Annotated in this window: 22 protein-coding genes and 1 pseudogene; 3 read left to right on the forward strand and 20 right to left on the reverse strand. The window is 44.8% G+C overall.

The window, feature by feature from the left end; all coding sequences use genetic code 11:
- Positions 1-243 precede the first annotated feature (243 nt).
- Complete coding sequence (locus AB5170_RS19145) at positions 244-2,175, reverse strand: hypothetical protein (protein ID WP_173772588.1); 1,932 nt, start codon at positions 2,173-2,175, stop codon at positions 244-246.
- A gap of 98 nt (positions 2,176-2,273) precedes the next feature.
- Positions 2,274-2,420: a DUF6783 domain-containing protein gene (locus AB5170_RS19150; RefSeq protein ID WP_306797103.1), complete on the reverse strand. Its 147-nt coding sequence runs from the start codon at positions 2,418-2,420 to the stop codon at positions 2,274-2,276.
- Here AB5170_RS19150 and AB5170_RS19155 point away from each other — a divergent pair.
- A pseudogene (locus AB5170_RS19155) lies at positions 2,358-2,498 on the forward strand (DUF6783 domain-containing protein); the annotation flags it as partial. The gene AB5170_RS19150 and the pseudogene AB5170_RS19155 overlap by 63 nt on opposite strands.
- Positions 2,499-2,525: 27 nt before the next feature.
- On the opposite strand, the gene AB5170_RS19160 reads toward AB5170_RS19155, so the two are convergent.
- Complete coding sequence (locus tag AB5170_RS19160; protein ID WP_173772590.1) at positions 2,526-3,668, reverse strand: ComEC/Rec2 family competence protein; 1,143 nt, start codon at positions 3,666-3,668, stop codon at positions 2,526-2,528.
- 158 nt (positions 3,669-3,826) lie between these two features.
- On the opposite strand from AB5170_RS19160, the gene AB5170_RS19165 reads away from it, so the two are divergent.
- The gene (locus AB5170_RS19165) at positions 3,827-5,101 is read left to right on the forward strand and encodes a peptidoglycan-binding protein (RefSeq protein WP_368361894.1); all 1,275 of its coding nucleotides are present in this window, start codon (positions 3,827-3,829) and stop codon (positions 5,099-5,101) included.
- Between the two features lie 113 nt (positions 5,102-5,214).
- On the opposite strand, the gene AB5170_RS19170 is transcribed toward AB5170_RS19165, so the two are convergent.
- The 16 genes from AB5170_RS19170 to AB5170_RS19245 all read right to left on the reverse strand — a co-directional run bounded on the left by AB5170_RS19170 (position 5,215) and on the right by AB5170_RS19245 (position 20,851).
- A complete protein-coding gene (locus AB5170_RS19170) occupies positions 5,215-6,297 on the reverse strand; it encodes a nitronate monooxygenase family protein (RefSeq protein WP_368072579.1) in 1,083 nt (360 codons plus the stop codon).
- 100 nt (positions 6,298-6,397) lie between these two features.
- Entirely contained in the window at positions 6,398-6,622 is a 225-nt protein-coding gene (locus tag AB5170_RS19175; protein ID WP_173716361.1) for a hypothetical protein, read from the reverse strand.
- 29 nt (positions 6,623-6,651) lie between these two features.
- Entirely contained in the window at positions 6,652-7,938 is a 1,287-nt protein-coding gene (gene rseP, locus AB5170_RS19180; protein WP_294430547.1) for an RIP metalloprotease RseP, read from the reverse strand.
- A 1-nt stretch (position 7,939) separates the two neighbouring features.
- A complete protein-coding gene (gene dxr / locus AB5170_RS19185) occupies positions 7,940-9,082 on the reverse strand; it encodes a 1-deoxy-D-xylulose-5-phosphate reductoisomerase (protein WP_226855638.1) in 1,143 nt (380 codons plus the stop codon).
- A gap of 92 nt (positions 9,083-9,174) precedes the next feature.
- On the reverse strand, positions 9,175-9,969 hold the full coding sequence (locus tag AB5170_RS19190; RefSeq protein WP_118578730.1) for a phosphatidate cytidylyltransferase: 795 nt from the start codon (positions 9,967-9,969) through the stop codon (positions 9,175-9,177).
- 1 nt (position 9,970) lies between these two features.
- Entirely contained in the window at positions 9,971-10,678 is a 708-nt protein-coding gene (locus AB5170_RS19195; protein ID WP_118578732.1) for an isoprenyl transferase, read from the reverse strand.
- 182 nt (positions 10,679-10,860) lie between these two features.
- Positions 10,861-11,415: a ribosome recycling factor gene (frr, locus tag AB5170_RS19200; protein ID WP_118578734.1), complete on the reverse strand. Its 555-nt coding sequence runs from the start codon at positions 11,413-11,415 to the stop codon at positions 10,861-10,863.
- A 67-nt stretch (positions 11,416-11,482) separates the two neighbouring features.
- On the reverse strand, positions 11,483-12,184 hold the full coding sequence (gene pyrH / locus AB5170_RS19205) for a UMP kinase (RefSeq protein ID WP_330386308.1): 702 nt from the start codon (positions 12,182-12,184) through the stop codon (positions 11,483-11,485).
- Between the two features lie 34 nt (positions 12,185-12,218).
- Positions 12,219-13,190: a hypothetical protein gene (locus AB5170_RS19210; protein ID WP_173718767.1), complete on the reverse strand. Its 972-nt coding sequence runs from the start codon at positions 13,188-13,190 to the stop codon at positions 12,219-12,221.
- 348 nt (positions 13,191-13,538) lie between these two features.
- Positions 13,539-14,069, reverse strand: coding sequence for an acyl-CoA thioesterase (locus tag AB5170_RS19215; RefSeq protein ID WP_330637356.1), 531 nt, complete (start codon positions 14,067-14,069; stop codon positions 13,539-13,541).
- Positions 14,070-14,248: 179 nt separating this feature from the next.
- Positions 14,249-14,719, reverse strand: a complete 471-nt coding sequence (gene smpB / locus AB5170_RS19220; RefSeq protein ID WP_368361893.1) for an SsrA-binding protein SmpB — start codon at positions 14,717-14,719, stop codon at positions 14,249-14,251.
- Between the two features lie 126 nt (positions 14,720-14,845).
- Entirely contained in the window at positions 14,846-17,224 is a 2,379-nt protein-coding gene (gene rnr / locus AB5170_RS19225) for a ribonuclease R (protein WP_330382796.1), read from the reverse strand.
- 197 nt (positions 17,225-17,421) lie between these two features.
- Positions 17,422-17,658 carry a preprotein translocase subunit SecG gene (gene secG / locus AB5170_RS19230; RefSeq protein ID WP_118578738.1) on the reverse strand — a complete coding sequence of 79 codons (237 nt, stop codon included), beginning with the start codon at positions 17,656-17,658 and terminating at the stop codon, positions 17,422-17,424.
- Positions 17,659-17,768: 110 nt separating this feature from the next.
- Complete coding sequence (gene eno / locus AB5170_RS19235) at positions 17,769-19,088, reverse strand: phosphopyruvate hydratase (protein ID WP_173772599.1); 1,320 nt, start codon at positions 19,086-19,088, stop codon at positions 17,769-17,771.
- 90 nt (positions 19,089-19,178) lie between these two features.
- Complete coding sequence (locus tag AB5170_RS19240) at positions 19,179-19,595, reverse strand: amino acid-binding protein (protein WP_173719544.1); 417 nt, start codon at positions 19,593-19,595, stop codon at positions 19,179-19,181.
- Between the two features lie 155 nt (positions 19,596-19,750).
- Positions 19,751-20,851 carry a Xaa-Pro peptidase family protein gene (locus AB5170_RS19245; RefSeq protein ID WP_243881976.1) on the reverse strand — a complete coding sequence of 367 codons (1,101 nt, stop codon included), beginning with the start codon at positions 20,849-20,851 and terminating at the stop codon, positions 19,751-19,753.
- Positions 20,852-21,453: 602 nt separating this feature from the next.
- Here AB5170_RS19245 and AB5170_RS19250 point away from each other — a divergent pair.
- Entirely contained in the window at positions 21,454-22,344 is an 891-nt protein-coding gene (locus AB5170_RS19250; RefSeq protein ID WP_173772600.1) for a polysaccharide deacetylase family protein, read from the forward strand.
- A 40-nt stretch (positions 22,345-22,384) separates the two neighbouring features.
- Here the strand turns inward: AB5170_RS19250 and AB5170_RS19255 are convergent, their stop codons facing one another.
- Positions 22,385-23,254: a DegV family protein gene (locus AB5170_RS19255; protein ID WP_173772601.1), complete on the reverse strand. Its 870-nt coding sequence runs from the start codon at positions 23,252-23,254 to the stop codon at positions 22,385-22,387.
- Between the last annotated feature and the right edge of the window lie 7 nt (positions 23,255-23,261).

Below are 23,261 nucleotides of genomic sequence, written 5' to 3' on the forward strand. Positions count from 1 at the left end.
ATGAGCGAAGAAGAACTTCTGGATATGGATTATTTTCTAAATGATGACGAACTTGATGACGATTTTGGAGAGGAAGGTTTTTATATCTTCTAATCCAAGAATCGTCTTGTCGTCGTGCCCGCCTCCGTGCGGGCATTTTTCAATTCAAGAGAGCGCCACAGGCGGTCTTTCCTATAAAGTAAAAAAGACCTGCAAACCATCCGTTTTGCAGGTCTTTTTTATTACCGGTGTACTTTTATCATTCTATTTCGGAAGTTCTGTCACTGTCTCCAGCTTAAATCCTTCCCACATATCAGCAGAAATATTCCATTCTCTTAAATCTGTAACGATCTTATGATAGAACGCCTGTCCGCCACGCACAATATCATAGGTGCGGGCATCGCCTCTTGCCTCAAGGTGACGGCCAAAGCTACAGTTGGTAACATCCTCCGGACCATAGTCGTCCACATCTCCGCCCGGCCAGAAAATATAAAGCCTTGGGATATCATCAATCTGGCGAATATCAATTCCTGCAAGTTTCAGAAATTTCTTTCCAACAGACTCATGCGCCGTAAATACATGAGAATATCGCCATACAGTCCTTGTAAAATCAGATACACGGAACTGGCCCAGCCAATCCTCATCCATCATTCCGTCTGCAGTTTCTCTTGAGACGATCACAACAACAGGGAATAAACGCCCTGAATCTTTCAACGCTGCAATAAGATTCCCAAACATATCCTCTCGCAAAATACGTCTTCTGTTAGAACATTCGATTCCATTTACAATTCCGATATTGTCAACAATCGTCTTATAATATCCAGGATAACTGAAGAAAGTTACTCCCGGGTCCTGGATGGTGTGTTCTCTCTCCGGCTGTGCATATCCATTGCAAACCTTCAGAATCACTTCATCCTGACGCGACACTTCAAGTCCGGCTTCTGAATACCAGATTCTGCCGCCCACTTCCATATCCATATGTCTTACATGCATATTCAGCCGATGATTGTCCGGATCATAATTCACAGCTACATGATAAGCCAGAATGTCAGCATGATAAGTACTGGTCTTCTGTGGCATTTCCTTAAACAGACCGCCATATTTCCCCACGATCCAGCCATATATCGCATCTGCTGCCTGCTGGAAAATCTCTGCAGCAGATGCCGGTTTCTCTTCCTTCAGACGGCTTCCATCCACCTGTGTGCACATCTGGAACACGTTGTGGCGGATAAGAGGCTTCATCTCATAATGCCAGGATTCTCCGAGGCTCTCCTCGCGACCATCATTATAAACATCACGTTCCTTAAAAATAGCTGTCAGACGACTGTCGTGGAACTGACTGTCGTTTAACAGGGCAATGATCGTATTTACATTGATCGGTACCTTGCGGCTGCGGTGAAGCAGCTGATCTACCAGTGTCTGCTTGCTGGTCTTATAAATACGCTTGGCCAGGTTCTCCACCTGCTGGTCACAATCCTCATCCAGAAGCTTCGCCACCTCAGGATAAAGCTGTCCCTCTCCCAGTTTCAGGCGGAAATGGCTCTTGATCATATCACTCCATCTGCCTGATTTATAAAGGGAATGTCCCAGATCCTCAAACAGGGTAACCATGGATTTATCACAAAGCTCCAAAGTTGCCAGAATACTGTTAAAGTATCTGGAAAAGCCCTTGTAATTCTTCCACAGTTCCTCTCCTTTATAGCGCATATCGTGCTCGATCTCATGCCAGCCCTCGAAAAACATGGTCTTAATCTGAATCTCGAAGGTATCATCAATATACATATCCCAGGTCTCTGTTGAAATTTCTGATCGCAAATATTCCGGAAGACGGCACACGCCGTTTAATTTCGTAGGTTTGAACTCCTCCTCGCTTCTTTCCGAAGTGGACCAGCCAATCACATCAAAGGTATTTTCCACAATATTCTGGCAGATTTCTACATCATCATCAAAATACAGGTTAATACGGACACCTACCAGGTCCTGCAGTTTCTTATTCTCCGCGCCATAATCTTTCAGAGCAAATTTATGAGCCATAGAAGAAGCTGTCTTGATTCTGGAAAAGCATCTGTAATACAGACCGCATTGTTCCAGGCGATCACTGATAATGCGCTTCAGATCCTGCTCCACGATAGCCGGAACCTTTACCTTCGCAGCCAGTTCCTCCTTTGTATAAATTACTCTTTTCTGTTCACTCACTAATTTTACACCACCAATTTATTTATAACTGCCGGAGCCCTCACGGATTACGGTCCGAAAACTACACAGTTATTATATTTTATATTCCGTACGTTCTACTAAGCATACACTTTAGAGCCTGTTTGAAAAATCATTCCCGCAATCTGCACGCCCCACTTTGCGGTATATTTTGCCCGAATTCGGTTGCCGTAGCCCGCTACGGCGCCCTCATTCGGGCAAAATCTCCCACAAATTGTGACGCACATCTTGCAGAAAGCCTTTTTCAAACACGCTCTAGTATACCAGAATTTCCCCAAATAAAAAAGGGATATTCCGAAATATAATGGAAAATTTCGGTTAAATATATATAATCAAAAGCACTTCTTACAAGCTTCATATCCTTGAGCCTCAGCCTGTGAGACTGGCTCCTGATATGCCTTATCCGGATTCATATTTCCACAGTCAGGAATACTGTGATATTTACTTCCTGTAGCAGATATCCATACCATTTCCTCCTGACTGTCATCTGCTGCAGCAATCTGTTCTGACTTTTCTGATGCTGCAGCTGCATCAGTTCCGCTATTATCTTCAGCTGTAAATCCATTCTCCCCTTCACTTTGCCCAGCTGTTTCTCCATCACCTGAAGTATAATCATTGCAAGGATCTGCACTCCAGGTAATAGCACTTCCATCCGAAGAAGCTACAATGGTTCCCTGTTCATCAGAGCGATATACCTGAATTCCCATATCTGACAGTTTTTCCATGGTATCCGCATGCGGATGACCATACATATTTCCTGCGCCGCAGCTGATCACTGCAAATTCCGGAACTGCAGCCTGAAGAAAATCCCAGCTTGTGGATGTAGCAGATCCATGATGGCCCACACTTAACACGTCGCAGCTCAGATCAAGCCCGGAATTCACCATATCTGCCTCACAGTTAAAATCTGCATCCCCGGTAAAAACGAAACTGTTTTCTCCATTCGTCAGCTTAATTGCCACCGAATTAGCATTACTCTCTTTGCTGATTTCCTTTGGAGAAAGAATTGTAAATTCTCCCGAGCCAAATGTATACTCCGCCCCCACTGCCGGATGCTGTACTTCAAGCCCATGTGCTGCCACTGCATCCATAAAAGAGCCATAAAGGGAAGAATCATGGATATAATCTGCTCCAATCACATTGTCCACCTGAAATGCATTCAGACAGCCAATCAGTCCGCTCACATGATCCTCATCGTAATGGGATGAAATCAGATAATCAATTTCTGACACATTCTGCTCCTGCAAATAGGACACCACATAGCTGGACGCGCTTCTTGGACCACCATCATACAGCAGATTCTGTCCCTCTGACTGCACCAGAATGGATAATCCCTGTCCCACATCCAGGAAATGCACAGTCATGCTGCCGCCAGATGCCAGAACCTTTTCCCCACTTCCAGGGAATACGATTCCTGCCATAAGCAGAATAAGCGTTAAAAGATAGCCTGCAATTTGTTTTCTTAAGTGTTTCATTTTATTCCTTCTTTCGTTTTTTTCACCGTAGGCACCGCTGTCCTGCTGCCTCTTTACTATTATAATATATTCTCATCCCCACAAACATCCCTGAATTATGTTTTCACAATTGCATTTTTAGCATATAATACCTGGAAGAGCATTTTATGAGGTCGTCCATGTATTACAGAAAAGCCTTATGTGCACAGCAGGAAAATGTAGACCAGGGTACCTTACAGATAACGGTCCATTCAAAAACAGACAACCGCCCTGTGGAAAATGCACTGGTCCGTATTTCTTATACAGGTGATCCAAACAGTGTCATTGAAGAAGTCCGCACGGATTCTTCCGGCAACACCCCTGTCCTTCAATTAAAAACGCCTCCTCTGGAATACAGCCTGAATGCTTCCGAGGAGGCGCAGCCTTATGCAGAATATTCCATGCAGATCAAAGCCGAGGATTTTCACCAGGAGGAAATCGCAGGCACAGAAGTCTTGCCTGCGGTTCTGGCCAAACAGCCTGTCCTTCTGAATCCCAGGCAAGACACTGTTTCGGAAAACAGAATTGTCATTCCTCCCCATACACTTTTCTATGAATATCCACCAAAAATACAGGAATCTGAAATTAAACCAGTACACGAAACTGGCGAAATTGTTCTAAGCAAGGTCGTAATTCCGGAATACATTGTAGTGCACGATGGGCCTGTAGGTGATAACTCCGCCTCTAATTATTATGTCCGCTACCGCGACTATATCAAAAATGTAGCAAGCAGCGAAATCTATGCCACCTGGCCTGACGACACTATCCGCGCCAACATCCTGGCAATTATGTCCTTTACCCTAAACCGGGTATACACGGAGTGGTACCGCAATAAAGGGAAAGACTACACCATCACCTCCTCCACCGCCTACGACCACAAATGGATCCGCGGACGAAACATCTTTGACTCTATTGACCGCATTGTAGACGAACTTTTCGAGAATTATCTATCCCGTCCTAACGTCCGTCAGCCAATTCTTACCCAGTACTGCGACGGAGAGCGGGTGCAGTGCCGGGACAGAGGATGGATGACACAATGGGGAAGCAAGCGGCTTGGGGATCAGGGATATTCCACCATTGAAATCCTGCGGTATTTCTACGGAAACGATATGTATATCAATGTGGCAGAAGAAATCTCCGGAATTCCTTCCTCCTGGCCAGGATATGACCTGGATATCGGTGCTTCCGGCAGCAAAGTACTCCAGCTTCAGGAACAGCTAAATGCTATCAGCCAGGCCTACCCTGCTCTTCCAAAAGTAAATCCGGACGGAATCTATGGTGTCCAGACTCAGGCCTCTGTCCGCAAATTCCAGAATATTTTCGGTCTCCCGGAAACCGGAATCGTAGATTATGCCACCTGGTACAAAATTCAGGAAATTTACGTAGGCGTCACCCGGATTGCAGAATTACAGTAAACACAATATGGCGGGATTTTTCTCTCCCGCCATAAAAATCTAATCTAAACCTTCTAAATCTAAATGGACATGCCGCCTGTCGGCAGCATCATCATATAGGAACCGGCAAATCATCAGCCTTCCGCCAATTCCCTAATCAATTCATGCACTGAAGTAATTTTGTCAATCCTTCCAACATTTGCCCCGCAGAACATCAAACCATTCTCTACATCCCCTTTAACTGCATCGATCAATGCCTTGGTAATGCAGTACGGAACCTGTCCTGGATTACATTTTTCCAGGCAGTTATAGCACTTCTTTACTGGAATCCGTCCATTCTCTACCAGTTTCATAAAAGGATTGCAAAGCGCCCTTCCAGGCATTCCTACAGGGCTCTGGATAATCTGCACATCCTCTTTCCTTGCATTTACATACGCCTGTTTATACCTTTCATCGGCATCGCATTCCTTTGTCGCCACAAACCGGCTTGCGATCTGCACACCATCTGCCCCAAGTGCCATAGCATGATCAATATCTTTCCGGTCAAAAATTCCGCCAGCAACTACCACTGGAATTTCCCGGCCAAACTTTTCCTCATATTCCTTTTTACATGCAATAATATCCCGGATTTCCTGGTCAAAATCCATCTCATCCCTGTGAGCCAGCTGATCCCTGGAAAATCCCAGGTGTCCTCCTGCCTCCGGTCCTTCCACTACGATCAGATCTGCAGTCCGGTTATATCGATGTGCCCACATTTTCAGAATCAGATTTGCTGCCCTTTTTGAAGAAACAATAGGCGCAATCTTTGTTCTGCAAAACTCCGGTACCAGCTCTGGCAGATTCATGGGAAGTCCTGCGCCACTGATGATCACATCTGCACCACATTCCACAGCTTCCTTTACATGCTCTTTATAATGTTTCAGCGCTACCATAATATTAACACCGACCAGCCCTTTTCCCTTGGCAATCTCCCTTGCCTTCCATATGTGCTTTCTTATTGCCTTCAGATTGCATCCCGCCTGGTCTTTCTCAAAGCCAGCCTCATCATATCCGATCTGAGCTGTGGAAATAACTCCCACTCCTCCTTCTGCTGCCACCGCGCCAGCCAGGGAGCTACGGCTCACTCCCACGCCCATTCCCCCTTGAATAATAGGAAGTTCTGCCACCTTATCTCCAATTTTCAAACATCTCAAACTGCTTTTGTATTCTCTATCCAAAACAATATCCTCCATGCTTTAATTTAGTTTGATTTTAAAACTATTTTAGTATAAAGCATTATTGTTTTTATGTCAAGTTTTACTTTTATTCGACACTTTATTATGTAGTTTTTATTACTACATATTCGGAAGTTTTCCCTATAAAAAGGAATCCCCTTGCAAGATTTGCCGCCTGCAGCAGACCATCCCCCTCATCTGCATTTCCGTTATTTCCTCTCACTGCCTGGAAAAGCTTTTTTGGGTAATAGGAATTTGCTGCAGAATCGTCTGCTGCATCAAAAAAGGCTATGCATATCCGTTTGATACACATAGCCTTCGCTTTCATTTTTTTACAGCTTTTTCATTTCAAAAAGATTAAAAAATCTTCAAAATATCATTATACATAACTACAACCATCAAAAGCATCAACACCATCAAACCTGCAAAATGAACCATGCCCTCAATCTGTCTGTTCACCGGTTTTCTCCGGATAGCCTCGATAATCAGAAATACAAGCCGGCCACCATCCAGTGCAGGAAGCGGAAGCAGGTTCATAACACCAAGGTTTGCAGATAAAAGAGCTGCCATATACAGCATATTTACCCAGATTGTCAGCATACCCTCACTCTTACTTGCCTCATAGGTGCTGCCAATTGCATCAACTACGCCAACCGGACCGCTTAAATCCTTTACGCCCAGTCCGCCGGTAAGAAGCTCTTTCAGGCTGAGTAAGGTAGAGCGGATCATATATTTTACTTCCAGTGTTCCATACTTCAGCACTTCAAATCCATGTGTCTTCGTGTACGCCAGATTATAAGAAAAATCAAGCACTGCTGTGCGGGACTCCGATGGAGTTACCTCAGCGTTGTATTCCAGGCCATCACGCTCATAAGTAATGGTCACAGGCTCACTTGTGAGAGGATGCTCTGCAAGATATGCAGTATAATCGTCCGAACTCTCCAGTCTGGTGCCATTAATGGAAGTGATCACGTCCCCAGGCTCCACGCCAGTTTCAGATAAGCCCATTCCCGGAATCAGGGATGCCACCTCAAGAGAATCGGTACTCTTTCTGTTAAAGCCAAGAAGGTATCTCACCTGTACGTCTGGTTTGAAGACCAGCTCCACATCTTTGCCATCCCTCTCCACAGTCATATGAATGGTCTCATCCTCCTGTGGATTATTCAGATACATATACAGATAAAGATCTCTTGCCAGATCAATATGATACCCCTGATATTCTTTGATAATATCCCCTTCCTGAAGACCAGCTTCAGCCACAGTAGAACCACTCTCCACCTGCGTAACCTCTGCCGGGTCATAGCCCACCAGCGTAACAATGAGCACTGCAAACACAAAGGCCAGAATAAAGTTAAACACCGGTCCTGCTGCAACTGTAGCGATTCTTCCCCAAACCGGTGCACCATTGAAAGTTCCCTTGGACTCATCTTCCATATCTTCTCCCAGCATGGCACAGGAACCGCCAAGAGGCAAAAGCTTCAGAGAATACCTGGTTCCGTTCTTCTCTTTGCTAAGCAGTCTTGGTCCCATTCCAAGAGAAAACTCCGTTACTACGATCTTATTTTTCTTTGCAAGAAGGAAATGTCCCAGCTCATGAAAAAGAATGATCGCACTGAAAATCAATAATGCCAGAATAATCTTCAACCTACCACCTGCTTTCAATCCATTTATAAGTCTCGTCTTCTACTGCCAGTATCTCCTCCAGCTCCGGATTCCGAATCACTGTATGTCTTTCCATAGACTGTGCAATAATGTCGTAAATATCCAGAAAGCCGATTTTTTCCTGTAAAAACTTCTTCACAGCCAGCTCATTTGCTGCGTTAAACACAGTAGGCATACTGCCTCCTTTTCTTGCAGCATCCATAGCCATTGGAAGCCCCAGGAATGTATCCATATCCGGATCTTCAAAAGTAATCTCTTTCAATTTATGGAAATCCAGTCTCTCTCCATCCAGATATCTGCGTTCCGGATAATAGAGTGCGTACTGGATTGGAAGCCGCATATCCGGAGTTCCAAGCTGCGCCATAACCGCACCATCTTTAAACTCTACCATCGAATGGATAATGCTCTTTGGCTGGACAACAACCTGAATATGATCCAAATCCACATCAAACAGCCATCTGGCTTCCATAACCTCCAGACCTTTATTGACCAGGGTTGCAGAATCTACTGTGATCTTCTGTCCCATTACCCAGTTCGGGTGCTTCAGGGTATCTGCAAGCGTCACATGTTCCAGTTCTTCTCTTTTTCTTCCACGGAAGGGACCACCGGAAGCTGTGATCAGAAGCTTCTCAACCTGCGCCCGCTTTTCCCCATGAAGAGCCTGGAAAACAGCACTGTGCTCACTGTCTACCGGAAGGATCTGAACTCCATGCTCTTTTGCCATCGGAATGATCAGATGACCTGCTGTTACCAATGTTTCTTTGTTTGCAAGGGCAATGTCCTTGCCCGCCTTGATTCCCTCCATTGTAGGACGGATTCCAATCATTCCCACAACAGCGGTAACCAGAATGTCTGTCTGGGGCATACGCGCAAGCTCCAGAAGTCCCTCCATACCAGACACAATTTTTACATCCATATCCGCAAGACGGACTGCCAGGTCCTTTGCCGCATTTTCATCCCACACTGCAATCAGCTGAGGATGAAACTCTCTTGCCTGTTCTTCCAGCATTTTCACATTTCTTCCTGCACTGATTCCCAGCACCTCTATATCGCCGTTAGCTCTCACTACATCCAGGGTCTGTGTACCGATGGAACCAGTTGAGCCTAAAATTGCAATTTTCTTCATTTGAAATTCCTCTCAGTCCATTTCAGGGACAAATCACATCTTATCATTTCCACACTTCTTATTCCTTTATGCCTCCCGCTGCCAATCCGGAATCAGATTCCCAGCACAAGCTTCGCCAGGAAATAAATAGCCGGAGCTGTAAAGATCACACTGTCAAATCTGTCCAGGATTCCACCGTGTCCCGGGATCAGTTTGCCATAGTCCTTGATTCCCTGATTTCTCTTAATAGCAGAAGCAGCCAGGTCTCCAACCATGGAGATCAGTGCTCCGACTGCACAAATCAGCGCATACTCTGCAATCTTTCCGCCAGTTGCTGCTGCATAAATTGCGCCCAGAAGCGCAGCGCCTGCCACGCCGCCTACTCCACCTTCTACTGATTTCTTCGGGCTGAGGATTGGTGCCATTTTGTGCCTGCCGATCAGCATTCCCACACAATATGCGCAGGTATCGCATCCCCAGGAGCATAAAAAGATCAGCCATACCAGAAATTTTCCATCTGGAAGGTTCCTGGTAAGATAAATAAAGGAGAGCATCACAGCCACGTATACCACCCCAAAGAACGCCGGCATTACCTGATCTGCCTTGAACTTGGGATAAGTAAATACGTAAACGAACATAAACATCATGAACGAAATGATCACGCCCATCATTCCATATTTTTCAAAATCCAGCGACATCAGCACATAGTAGATCACAGCTCCAAGATAGCCTGCAATTTCCAGGGCATTAAAATGGTCTTCCCGGACCTTCATAACCTTATAAAGCTCCTGCATCCCGATCAGAGAGATCCCAAGCAGTGTAAAAAACAGCACATAACCTCCACTGATAATAGTCAGAAGCGCAACTGCGACCAGCACAATACCGCTTAAAAGACGTGTTTTAAACATCTTACTCCTCCTTCACACCGCCATATCTTCTGTCTCTTTGATTATATTTCTCAATAGCCTGTACTAATTCTGCTTTATGGAAATCCGGCCATGCCACGTCTGTAAAATAAAATTCCGTATAAGCCAGCTGCCACATAAGGAAATTGGAAAGTCTCTGTTCTCCGCTGGTGCGTATCAGAAGATCCGGATCCGGAACTCCTGCAGTATCCAGGTAGCTTCCAATCGTATCCTCTGTGATCTGATCCGGAGAAACTTTTCCATCCGCCACATCCTGTGCCATCTTTCGCATTCCTCTTGTAATCTCATCGCGGCTTCCATAATTCATGGCGATCTGGAAGTACAGCTCATCATAATCCTTAGAAAACTCCTCCAGTTTACGGATGCTTTCCTGAATATCCGGTGCAAAAGCAGAGATATCGCCGATAATTTTGATTTTCATCTTATTATCCCGGGATATCTTGATACATTTCTTCAGATAGCTGCGAAACAGCTTCATAAGCCCGTCCACTTCTTCTCTGGAGCGTTTCCAGTTTTCCGTGGAAAAAGCATATACTGTCAGATATTTCACGCCCAGATCTTTAATATCATAGCAGACCTGCTCCAGATTGGCGCAGCCCTTAACATGTCCATAGCCACGAGGCAGTCCCTTTGCCTTTGCCCAGCGGCCATTGCCGTCCAGAATAATGGCAATATGATTGGGTACGTTCATATTTTTCTCCTTGTGTTTTGTTTTTCTTTTTTCGTTATAAGCGTTCAGATTATTCGTACAATTTCATACAAAAGGGCAGAAAAGAGCTCTTTTTAAAGAGCTCTTTTTGCTGTTTCTTTATAAAAGGATCCTGTTTTGCAGATTTTTAGTCCAAACGGCTCTGCGCTTCAGGTAATATGCCCTTATACAGTCATAATCTCCTTACCTTTTGCTTCTACTGCAGCATCTACATCCTTGATGTATTTGTCTGTAAGCTTCTGAACTTTGTCCTCTAACTCTTTGATCTCGTCCTCAGATACATCCTCTTCTTTTTTCAGCTTCTTGTATGCATCGTTGGCATCACGGCGGATGTTGCGGACAGCAACCTTAGCTGCCTCACCTTTTTTCTTAACATCTTTAACCAGATCTTTACGGCGTTCCTCGGTAAGCTCCGGGAAAACAAGACGGATTACTTTTCCATCGTTATTCGGGTTCAGACCAAGATCAGAAGTAAGGATTGCTTTCTCAATTCCCTTGATCAGGCTGGATTCCCATGGCTGGATCTGGATCATACGAGCTTCCGGAACTGTGATATTTGCCACCTGCTGAATCGGTGTAGGGCTTCCGTAGTAATCTACTGTCAGCTTGTCAAGGATATGCGGATTGGCACGTCCTGCACGGATAGTAGTCAGCTCTGCTTCTAAGCTGCCCAATGTCTTTTTCATTTTCTCTTCATACTTCTGAATTCTTTCATCCATAAAATTAATCTCCCTCTTTATGATTTTCTGCCGGTAGCAGTATTATCCTATTTTCTGCGCAACGCGCTTATACAGTAACCTTTGTTCCGGAAAATTTTCCGTGAACGGTGTTGATAATGCTGTTCTCCTCATCAAGAGCAAATACCAGCATCGGCATTTTCTGCTCCAGACACATAATAGAAGCTGTAAGATCCATAGCTGCAAGCTTCTTGTCAACAACCTCCTGAATAGAGATTTCATCGTACTTCACAGCGTCAGGATTTACCTTCGGATCGCTGTCATAAATACCATCAACTGCCTTAGCCAGAAGAATCGCATCGGCCTCAATCTCAACTGCACGAAGAACCGTAGCTGTGTCAGTAGAGAAATACGGATGTCCTGTACCGCCTGCAAAGAATACCAGCTTGCCCTGTGCAAAGCTCTCTTCTACACTGTCCTTGGAATACAGTTTTGTAAATGCACCACATGCAAATGGTGTATAAATCTCAGTCTTCATACCTGTATATCTGCAAAGGTCAGATACATAAATACAGTTCATAATAGTAGCAAGCATACCGATCTGATCTGCCTTATTGCGGTCTATCGTCTCACTGGTACGTCCTCTCCAGAAGTTTCCACCGCCGATCACAATGCCGATCTGTACTCCCTCATCAGAAATTGCCTTGATCTGCTTCGCTACTGCAAGAACAGTTGCCTCGTCAAATCCTGTTTTCTTCGGTCCGGCAAGAGCCTCGCCGCTTAATTTTAATAAAACTCTTTTCATTTCCATGCTTTTATCCTGCCTTATTTTTTATTCTTTTATTTTACCATACTCCGGCAACAACCTCATTTCCGCTGTCATCAACAGTGGTAGAAACTGTGAAAGAGTCATAATAATGATATCCTGTCTCTCCGGTCTCCGGCTCGTTCTCATAATCACTTCCGTTAGCCTCTCCCAGTGCTGCAACAAGACTGGAAAGCGGCTGTCCGATATACTGTTTCGCCTTATCTGCACTGGAATCATCCGGTGCTGTATTACTGCCGCCACTATTATCCGGAGTACTTGTAGGCTGCGGTGCAGATGTAGGTGCAGCAGTAGGACCTGACTGCTGCGGCGCAGATGTAGGCGTTGGTGCTGTATCCGTTTCCTGGGAATCATCCTCAGAACTGTCTTCGCTGTCATCAAGACCAAGACGCGCCATCACTTCACTCAGGGTAGAAGTTTCTGTCTTACTCGTTCCTGTCAGATAAGTAGCATAAGGAATTCCATCCTCAGCAGTTCCATCCATATGAAGAGTGATCTTTGAAATTGTCTTCAGCGGAAGCTTACGGAAATAGCAGTCTGTATAATCCTCGTCCTCATACGTGATCCGGATGTCATAGCTTGTCACCGCATTTCCATCTGCATCCTTCTCGTCCGGCTCATAATAGTAAAGAGCCTTGTCGCCATCATTCAAAGTAAACAATCCATTGATCAGCTCTGTGCCCCAGTCATCATCGTCATCCGTAGTCGGACGAATGTAAAGTCCCTTCACAGCAGCTCCGGTACCGTTCACAAGAATCAGCCTGGAAGCTGTGGAAGTCTTATCACCAATCACATTCTTGATATCTGCATCGTCAGATTTCTGCATATCTACCAGGGAACTGTCATCACTTGAAGCTGTATCTGTATTCTCAGCAGGAGCCACGGTTACCTGGCCATCCTTGCCTGTATCTTCAGTCTTTTTTTTGCCACATCCAGCTGCTGCCAAAGCAGTGACCAAAAGTGCTGCAAGAATCACATAACGTTTTTTCATAATCTATATTCCTCCCACAAAATGGAATTAAACTCCTCTAATATCCACTTTTTGTTCTCCATTATTATTACAGAGTATGACAGACTTGTCAACCGAACGCGGGATGATTTCATACAATTTTTAAACTTTTCGTTACTGTTCACTCCGTTCACAGTAACACGCTTCGCGATGCACAGAAATCATGCTTTGCACGATTTCGCGCCGCAACTCTCGGGATTCTTTTCCCCATTCTCTCTGGTGCCTTCACCGGGAAGGAAGATCCTGCGTACTTCTTCTGTGAACAAAAAGAGCCAGGGACAGTTTTCTCCATCTCTGACTCAAATAGTTTTTGACAACATGTCTCAATGTTTAAAACCCGGCGTCTCTTCGCTCTTTACGCATATCCCTGCGGAGCAGAGCTGCCTCATGGCGTCCTTTCTCAGCTTCTGTGTGGATAATAAGACCGGGGATTCGGGTAGGACGCTCATCCTTATCCACAGCTACCATCACAGAAAAAGCACGGTTAACCAGGTAACGCATTCCATCCCCGCGCTCCACATAGGAATCAATTTCCACTTCCATGGAGGTATTTCCCACATAGGTCACATAGCCGATCATCACAAGGATCTCACCCTCGTAAACGGGCTCCTTAAACTGCAGATTGTCCACAGCTGCAGTTGTGACACGGTAAGTTCCGCAATGACGCATGGCAACCACGCCGGACACCTCATCCACCCACTGCATCAGCATTCCTCCGAACAGCCTGCCGCCGGCATTTAAGTGCTGGTGCATGATCAGATGAACCTGCTCCGTTCTGGAATCCTCTACGGTTTTCATCGGACGGTTTTCTTTTATTGTTTCCTTTGCTTCCTGTGTTTTCTCTTTTATTTTCTCTTCCATAGCCAACCTCTTTTTACTGTTTTCATGCTGCCTGTACAGCGAATATTAAATAAATACCATATTGACCTGTCTGACTTTTTATATGCTGCATCTTTACAGCTGATCCCCTATAAATGTTTAACAGAAATTTACGAAAGCCGGGAATTTTTCATCATAAAAATCCCCAGCTCCCATTGTTTTTAATATAAATTCTTCACCTTGAAATCACGCTCTGCTTCTCGTCTCTGATCTTTCTTAGCGATATCCTGACGTTTGTCATGCAATTTCTTACCTCTTGCCATACCAATTTCCACCTTCACAAGGCTGTCCTTGAAATAGACCTTGATTGGCACAAGGGTAAGACCTTTTTCCTTCAGTTTGGCTTCCATCTTGTTGATCTCACTGCGGTGAAGGAGAAGTTTACGTATACGAAGGGGATCTTTATTGAAAATATTGCCTTTTTCGTATGGGCTGATGTTCATTCCATAGATATAAACCTCCCCATTCTGAATCCGCACAAAAGATTCCTTGACGCTGCATTTTCCCATACGCAGGGATTTTACTTCTGTTCCTGCCAGGGCAATTCCTGCCTCATACGTGTCTTCTATAAAATAATCGTGAAATGCCTTTTTATTATTTGCAATCAGTTTGATTCCTGGTTTCTTTGCCATAAGTTCCTCCCTATATGGATTTCCGCCTGCAGGCGGGCGTTCAAAACAAAGGGTTGCTGTTCTAGAGCGTAGTTTCTATGCATCGCAAAGCGTGTTTTTGATCGCAGAATGAACAGTAACTTCTAATTACCACTCTTGCTCCTCTGCCAGAACAAAATCCACAGTCTTCAGCATGGTATCTGCGTCCGCAACTCTCACACGCACCTTCTGTCCCAGTGCAAACACCTTGTGTGTCACATCGCCGATCAACTCGTAAGCATCCTGATCAAAGGTGTAGTAATCATCCCTCAGTGTATTTACATGAACCAGTCCCTCTACCGTATTTGGAAGTTCCACATAGAAGCCCCAGCCAGTAACACCGGAAATGATTCCTTCAAATTCTTCCCCAATATGGTAAGACATATATTCTGCTTTTTTCAGCTTGTCAGATTCTCTCTCTGCTTCGTCCGCCCGGCGCTCACACACACTGGACTGGCGTGCCACATCTTCCAGAATCTCTTTATAATGCTCTGTTTTTCCCTCTCTTTCCAGACGTCCCCGAAGCTTATCCTTAATGATCCTGTGAATCTGAAGATCCGGATAACGACGGATTGGAGAAGTAAAATGGCAGTAATATTTCGCTGCAAGTCCAAAATGGCCGCTGCATTCTGTAGTATACTTCGCCTGTTTCATGGTTCGAAGAGTAAGGCGGCTGATCTGTGGCTCGTTTGGAAGTCCCTCAATGCTCTCCAGAATAGTCTGGATCTCCTTCGGGGTAATCTCCTGTCCATGCTTCTGCACCGGCACTCCCTGATTATGAAGAAGTGTGAGAAGGCTCTCCACTTTCTCGGGATCCGGAGTCTCATGGGTACGGTAAACAAACGGCATATCATCCCTGCAGCACTCCTCTGCCACAGTCTCATTTGCCATAAGCATGAAATCCTCAATGATCCTTGTTGCCACATTTGCCTCATATGGCTTAATGTCAATGGCTCTTCCTGCTGCATTTAAGATAATCTTGCTCTCCGGAAAATCAAAATCAATGGAGCCTCTGTGATGGCGGTTTCCACGAAGGATTTCAGAAAGCTCTTTCATCAGGAAAAACATGGGAACAAGTTTTTCATAGCGTTTCTTTGCCTCTTCGTCAGCATCCTCCAGAATGTTTTTCACATCTGTATAATTCATTCTCTCATCTACACAGATCACAGTCTCTGCAATCTTATGGGAAATCATATTTCCTTTTTTGTCAATATCCATAAGACAGCTTAAAGTAAGACGATCCTGCCCCTGGTTCAGAGAACAGATTCCGTTGGAAAGCCGTACCGGGAGCATGGGAATTACACGGTCTGCCAGATATACACTGGTTCCCCGCTTCAACGCCTCACGGTCAAGGGCACTTCCTCCCTGTACATAATTGCTTACATCTGCAATGTGAACACCAAGATGATAGATGCCATTCTCCTTTGTCAAAGTAACTGCATCATCCAGATCCTTGGCGTCTTCTCCGTCAATGGTGACGGTCTGAAGATGGCGAAGATCCAGTCGGCCATCCCTGTCAGCATCCAGAACATGATCTGGTACACGGTCAGCCTGACGGATTACTTTATCCGGAAATTCGCTTGGAATGCCAAAGCTTTTTACAATGGCAAGGATATCTGTTCCAGGTGCACGACAGCTTCCCAGATTCTCTACGATCTTACCTTCCGGATTGCGGTTCTTGCTTCCGTAGCTGGTGATTTCCACCACTACCTTATCCCCGTCCTTGATTCCCTGGGAATCTTTTCTCGGAATAAATACGTCCCTGGAAAATTTAGGATTGTCGCTTACCACAAAACCAAAGTCACGGCTGTTCTCGTAGGTTCCCACGATCTGGGTCATACCTCTTTCCAGAACTTTTACTACAATTCCCTCACGGCGTTTGCCTTCCTGCGGCTCTTTTGTGATTATAACACGAACCTTATCCTGGTGCATAGCCGTTCCGGTACAATCTTCCGGAATAAATACGTCGTTGTCTTCCCCCTCGATTTCCACGAAGCCAAAGCCCTTGGGATGACCGATGAAGGTGCCTTCCACAGATGGACTGTCCGGATATTCGTTGTACTTATCTTTTCCCCTGCCGTAACGATCGTCGGGCTTGCGGTGATCATACTTTCCAGCCTGCTTATCATTATATTTCTTATCGGAATGTTTCTCATCTTTCTTCCCGGTACGTCTCTCGGAGCTTTCTTCTGCATATTTCCCGGAACGTTTACCCGAAAACTTCTCGTCACGTTCTTCTCTTTTTCCACGCTGCTTCTCTTTCCCGCGCTTTCTTCCAGTTACTTTGGAATAACGTCCCTTGGAATCCAGGTCAGCCTTTCCCTCTGCTACCAGATCATCCAGAACACGGTACAGATCTTTCTTCTCGTCCTTTGAAAGGCGCAGAAGACCTGCAATTTCCCGGAAGCGCATAGGCTGGTACACTGGATCACCAAGAAGCTCCATCATAAATTTTTTTCGTTTGTCAAATTCTCTGTCTTTACTCAATTTGTCTCCTTCTTAATACCTGCACACGCAAGCTGCTCTATTAAAATCGCACGCACAGACTGTAATTATCACGAAACTTTCCTACCATCTTTCCATAATTTCCTATTATCAGGAAAGAATCCTGCAAAGCAGGATTTTCCGCTTACATAAAAAACACTCTTGCGATCAGATCAACAAGAGTGTTTCCCAGTTTATTCTTAGAAATTCAGGTTCAATACAACTGCCAGTACAAAGAACAAAACTCCCATAACTGTAGTTGCCTTAACAAGACCGCCCTCCATGGAACGTCCTTTGTTCTTACCCCAGTATGTGTCTGCAGCTCCGGCGATCGCACCAAGCCCCTGTGACTTACCTTCCTGCATAAGGACTACTACGGTAAGGGCAATACAATCTATAACAAAAAGAATTGTTAAAATCGTTCTTAAAATCTGCACGTGGTTACACCTCCTAATCAACTAGGAGATATTGTACCATAGCCAGCATTTGATTTCAACTCTTTTTTATCTTGAATTTGGACAAATTACGCTATCGTTTTTTTTCATGGTCAGGCAAACGGATTCTCATACATAGACAGTCTGCCAAGCTGCTCATGGATTCTCAGAAGCTGATTATACTTGGCATTTCTATCTGAACGACATGGTGCACCAGTCTTGATCTGCCCCGCACCAGTTGCCACTGCAAGATCTGCAATAAAGGAATCCTCCGTTTCACCGGAGCGGTGGGAAATAACAGAGCGATAACCCGCCCGTGCAGCCAGTTCTACTGCCTCCAGAGACTCTGTCAGGGTTCCGATCTGATTTACCTTGATCAGGATTGCATTTGCTGTTCCAAGCTTTATTCCACAGGACAGCCGTTTGATATTTGTCACAAAAAGGTCATCCCCAACCAGCTGTACACGGCTTCCAAGCCGCTCCGTCATAGCTTTCCAGCCCTCCCAGTCATCCTCCTGCAGTCCGTCCTCGATAGAAACAACAGGAAATTCATCCAACAGATTTTCGTAATAACGGATCATTTCATTAGAATCCCGGATTACTTCTTTTCCAGTCATCTTACTCTCCCCAGGAAAATAGTAACCATCTTTTTCTCCGTCATATAATTCACTGGCTGCCGCATCAATGGCAATGCCAATATCTTTTCCCGGCTCATATCCGGCGTTCCTCACAGCCTCAAGGATCAATTCCAGAATCTCCCTGGAATCCTTCAGATCCGGTGCAAAACCACCCTCATCGCCCACTGCTGTAGACAGATTTTTCTTTTTTAAAAGAATCCTCAGTGACTGATAAATCTCCACACACATGCGGATTCCCTCTGAAAAACAGGAAGCCCCAACTGGCATGATCATAAACTCCTGAAGATCCACTGTATTGTCCGCATGCCGCCCGCCATTCAAAATATTCATCATTGGTACTGGCATCCTGTTCGCATGACAGCCTCCGATATACTGATAAAGCGGAATCCGAAGTGCCATAGCGGCTGCCCTCGCCACCGCCATAGAAACACCAAGAGTGGCATTCGCCCCAAGATTGCTTTTATTGTCCGTACCATCTGTCTGGATCAGAAGAGAATCAATATAGGTCTGATTCAATGCATTTTCTCCCAGAATTGCCTCCGCGATTTTCGTGTTTACATTATCCACTGCTTTTTGTACACTAAGGCCTTTATAATTTCCTTTATCGCCGTCTCTTAGCTCCAGTGCTTCGAATTTTCCTGTGGACGCGCCGGATGGAACCGCTGCACGGCCTGTATATCCATTGATTCCAATAACGCCTTCTCCAACTGTCACTTCTACCTCCACAGTAGGATTGCCTCTGGAATCCAGAATTTGTCTTGCGTGAATCTTCCGAATAGGCAAATACCGTAACATTTCCTTACCTCCTAAAGATTGATAACGGTAGTTTTTCCAACTATTCAGAGTTCTATGCAGGATTTCAGATTCTGTTTCTGCCTGAAGTGCTCAATGAACCTCAGAAATGGAATTAAATCCCTTATTTCTCAGGCATGCCTCCACCTCACTGATATCCGGTACGTGGAGAACCATGATCGGAAGTCCGGTAGCACGGTTGAAAGACAGATACAGATAATCAATATTGATGTTGCTCTCCTGGAGACTGAGAAGCAGTTTGTTCAGATTACCAACCTCATCCTTTACCTCGATTCCAAGAACATCACTAAGCTTGCAGATAAAACCAGCCTTTGTCAGCGCTTCTAACGCCTGCTCAGGTTTGGAAACAACCATACGTATAATTCCATATTCAGCACTGTCATTGGTAACAGAACCAAGGATATTAATATCCTCCTCCAGGAGGATTCCAGTCACCCGCTGCATTTTTCCTTTGATATTTTCCGCAAAAATTGATAATTGTTTCAGCATTTTCTTATCCCTTTCCATATTTTAATAACAATATTAACATTTTAATCGCAAAAGAAACTCAGATGCCACTCGGGCAGATAATTTTCTTTCACAAAACGAACACTTCGCCTGTCGGCAACATTACTATCTATTCACTGTATATATAAATCAGCTCTTTAATTCTCAACAGGAACCTCAATCAGTTCCTTAGGAGAATGTGCCAGATTGCGGCAGCCGTCTTCCGTTACCACTACCATATCCTCAATACGAACCCCTCCGAAACCAGGTACATAAATACCAGGTTCAACAGTCTCGATCATATTGGCTTTCAGAATGGTATCATCAGAGGGAGACAGGCGCGGACTTTCATGAATGAAAAGACCTACACTGTGACCAAGTCCGTGGCCAAAACAGTCACCGTAACCAGCCTCTGTAATAATATCTCTCGCAACCTTATCCACACTCGCTCCGCTTACACCAGCCTTTACTGCTGCAAGACCGGCCAGCTGTGCTTTTAATACAACATTGTAAATTTCTTTCTGTTTATCGCTTGCTTTTCCGAGGACAAAGGTACGTGTCATATCGGAGCAGTATCCCTTGTATTTACAGCCAAAATCACAGGTAACAAAATCCCCTTCCTCCAGCTTCTTATATCCTGGGATTGCATGAGGCATGGAGGAGTTCAGGCCGGAAGCGATGATGGTGTTAAAGCTTAAATCCTCTGCTCCCTCTTTTTTCATCAGATATTCCAGCTCTGCCGCAGCTTCCAGCTCTGTCATTCCTGGTTTCACGATTTTCAAAAATTCTGCAAATGCTTTGTCCCCGATTTCTTCAGCTCTTGCCAGGTACTCCAGTTCTTCCTCAGTCTTAATCTGGCGAAGATCATCGATTCTGCTGCCAAGAGGTGTCCATGTCTGAACTGTCAGTTCCTTTCTGAGCTTATCAAAATCACAGCAAAGCATGGACTGATCCTCATATCCCATATGGAAATCGCCGCTTACATTCTCCTTCTCCATGCACTCCTTCAGGATCGTCTGACGGTTATGCCCACGGCACTCTTCGATTACTGTGAAATCGCTCTCTTTACCGGCCTGCTCCGTATAACGGGAATCTGTGATCAGCACCTTCTGGGCTGCTGAAATATATAAAGCGCCCTCGCCGCCGCGAAAACCGCTTACATGTCGCATGTTATACGGATCTGTGATCACAAGGGCATTCAGTTTCAATTCATCAAGAATTGCATTTAACATCTTTGCTTCCTCCTCATCTTCTGTCATACAGCTTCCCAGCACTTTATCACGTTGAAAAGCCATATTCTTTATAGTTTCATCATACCACATTATACGCGGAAATATTGTCTGAATTTTCAATTCTTTTCGCATATATAAACTTTTTATTTTATATAAAATAATATTTTTTCAAATTATTTGTTGACAAACGAGAAGTAATCTGTTATAGTAAGCTCATAAAACAAAAGGAACTTAAAAATAAAAACAAAAAGGAGTGAGACCACCGAAAACATAAGTTCATTACTTATAATCTAAGAAAGAGAGGTACGGACCACCAGAAGCATAACGAAACATCTTAATTTTTAACATTTCAAGAAAAGCGAGGTACAGTCCACCAAGAACGTAAGCCTTAATTCCAATTGTTTTAAACGCATAATATATTCGGAAAGAGAGGTACATTCCATTGGATATGGATCAGATTTAAGCCACCAGTAAACGTCGATGCTGGTGGCTTAATTAATGTCTGGATTTTCCTTTCATTTTCAGGCAGCTGCCTTGCCCTTATTCGCATGATTTTTCAAACACGCTCTGGCATAAACCTTTTATTTTCTCATATATCTGTAAAAAAATACCCGCGAGGTTTTCTCTTCATGAAATTTCCCATTTTTTCTTTTCCAGCACTGAAGGAAAAATTCTCTTCACATATTTCCTCTTTTTGCTCGAAAAAGCGCCCTGCGATCAAAGACTTTCTCCACTACGCCGGCGTTCCTCTCCTCTTCGCCCTGTCCTTTCTGGCCGGTTCTGCCGCCCGGGTGATCGTTCACCATTTTTCACCCCCGGAAGCAGTCGCTACTTCATCAGACTGCGCAAGCTGGGGACTCAGCTTCCAGGAGGAAGGAAAACGTCCTGTAGGAAATGCTTCCATTCAAGAGCTTGCTTCCTATAACGCCTACTTTGCAAAGGATACCCAGGAGAAAATACTCTACCTTACTTTTGACTGTGGCTATGAAAATGGCAATACACCGCTGCTTCTTAATGCATTGAAAAAACACAATGTAAAAGCAACTTTTTTCGTTGTTGGAAATTTCATAAGAGATAATGGAGATCTGATAAAAGAAATGGTTCAGGAAGGGCACATTGTAGGAAATCATACTCTCACTCACCCGGATATGTCCGGGATTTCTTCCCTGAATGATTTCAGGAAACAGCTGGAGGGCGTGGAAAATCTGTATAAAGAAACGACCGGAGAATCCATGACGAAATTCTACCGGCCGCCTCAGGGAATTTACAGTACAGCAAATCTGTCCATGGCAAAGGAACTGGGGTATAAAACCTTCTTCTGGAGTCTTGCCTACGTAGACTGGTATCAGGATAAACAGCCAACCAGAGAGGAAGCCTTCGATAAGCTTCTCACACGGATCCACCCAGGGGCAATTGTCCTGCTGCACAATACTTCTTCCACAAATGGACAGATTCTGGATGAACTGCTGACCAAATGGGAAGAAATGGGATATACATTTGGAACGCTCAATGATTTCTGAATTTTTGCTATCCTGGAGCGTGTCTGAAAAAAGGCTTTCGTTATCTGTTATTTCCAAAATAAATAACCGCCTGTACTCCAGGACCAGTATGAATTCCAATAATCGGGCTCATTGGCATAATAATAACCTGAGCCTGTGGTACAGCTTCCAGGATAGCAGCCTTCTCTTTCTCAGCCTGCTCAGCAGCATCACCGTGACAGATAAATACATAAGGGTGCTCCTCATTTAATCCGGAACCGATATACTTGGAAACGATCGTATTCATAGCAGCCTTGGAGCCGCGTACCTTCTCCGGGATTGCCAGAGTTCCATCCTCCACAATACGAAGAATCGGTTTGATCTTCAGCTTTCCGCCGATCCAGGCGATTGTGGGGGAAATACGTCCGCCTCGTTTCAGAAAATCAAGATCATCTACTGTAAACCAATGGCAGATATGGAGACGATTCTCCTCCAGCCATGACGTATTCTCCTCCAGGGACATTCCTTTATTCTGGTTTTCTGCTGCCAGGATTACCAGGATTCCCTGTCCTCCTGTGGCTGCAAGAGAATCCACGCAGGAAATATTACGCTCCGGGTATTCTTCCATCAAATCAGCCGCTGCAATGCGAGAGCTCTGCCATGTGGAAGTCAGTCCTCCGGAAAGGGAAATATAAAGAATATCCTTGCCCTCTTTCAGAAACGGTTCAAAAAAATCGGTATATGTAGCCGGGGAAATCTGGGAAGTACTTCCGGTTCCACCTGCACGAAGCTTGTCATAAAAAGCCCTGCTGTCCCAGTTTCCCGGATTCCTGTGCGGGCACTCCTCTCCGTTTAACTGGTATACCATAGGAATCAGATGAATCTGACCCTTATCTAAAATGTCTGCCGGAATATCTGCAGATGTATCTGTTATGATCACATAATCACTCATACTGGGT

Source organism: Ruminococcus sp. RTP21484sp1_RTP21281st1_A8_RTP21281_210402 (genome assembly GCF_040914025.1).
In the GTDB taxonomy this organism is placed as follows: domain Bacteria; phylum Bacillota; class Clostridia; order Lachnospirales; family Lachnospiraceae; genus Blautia_A; species Blautia_A faecis.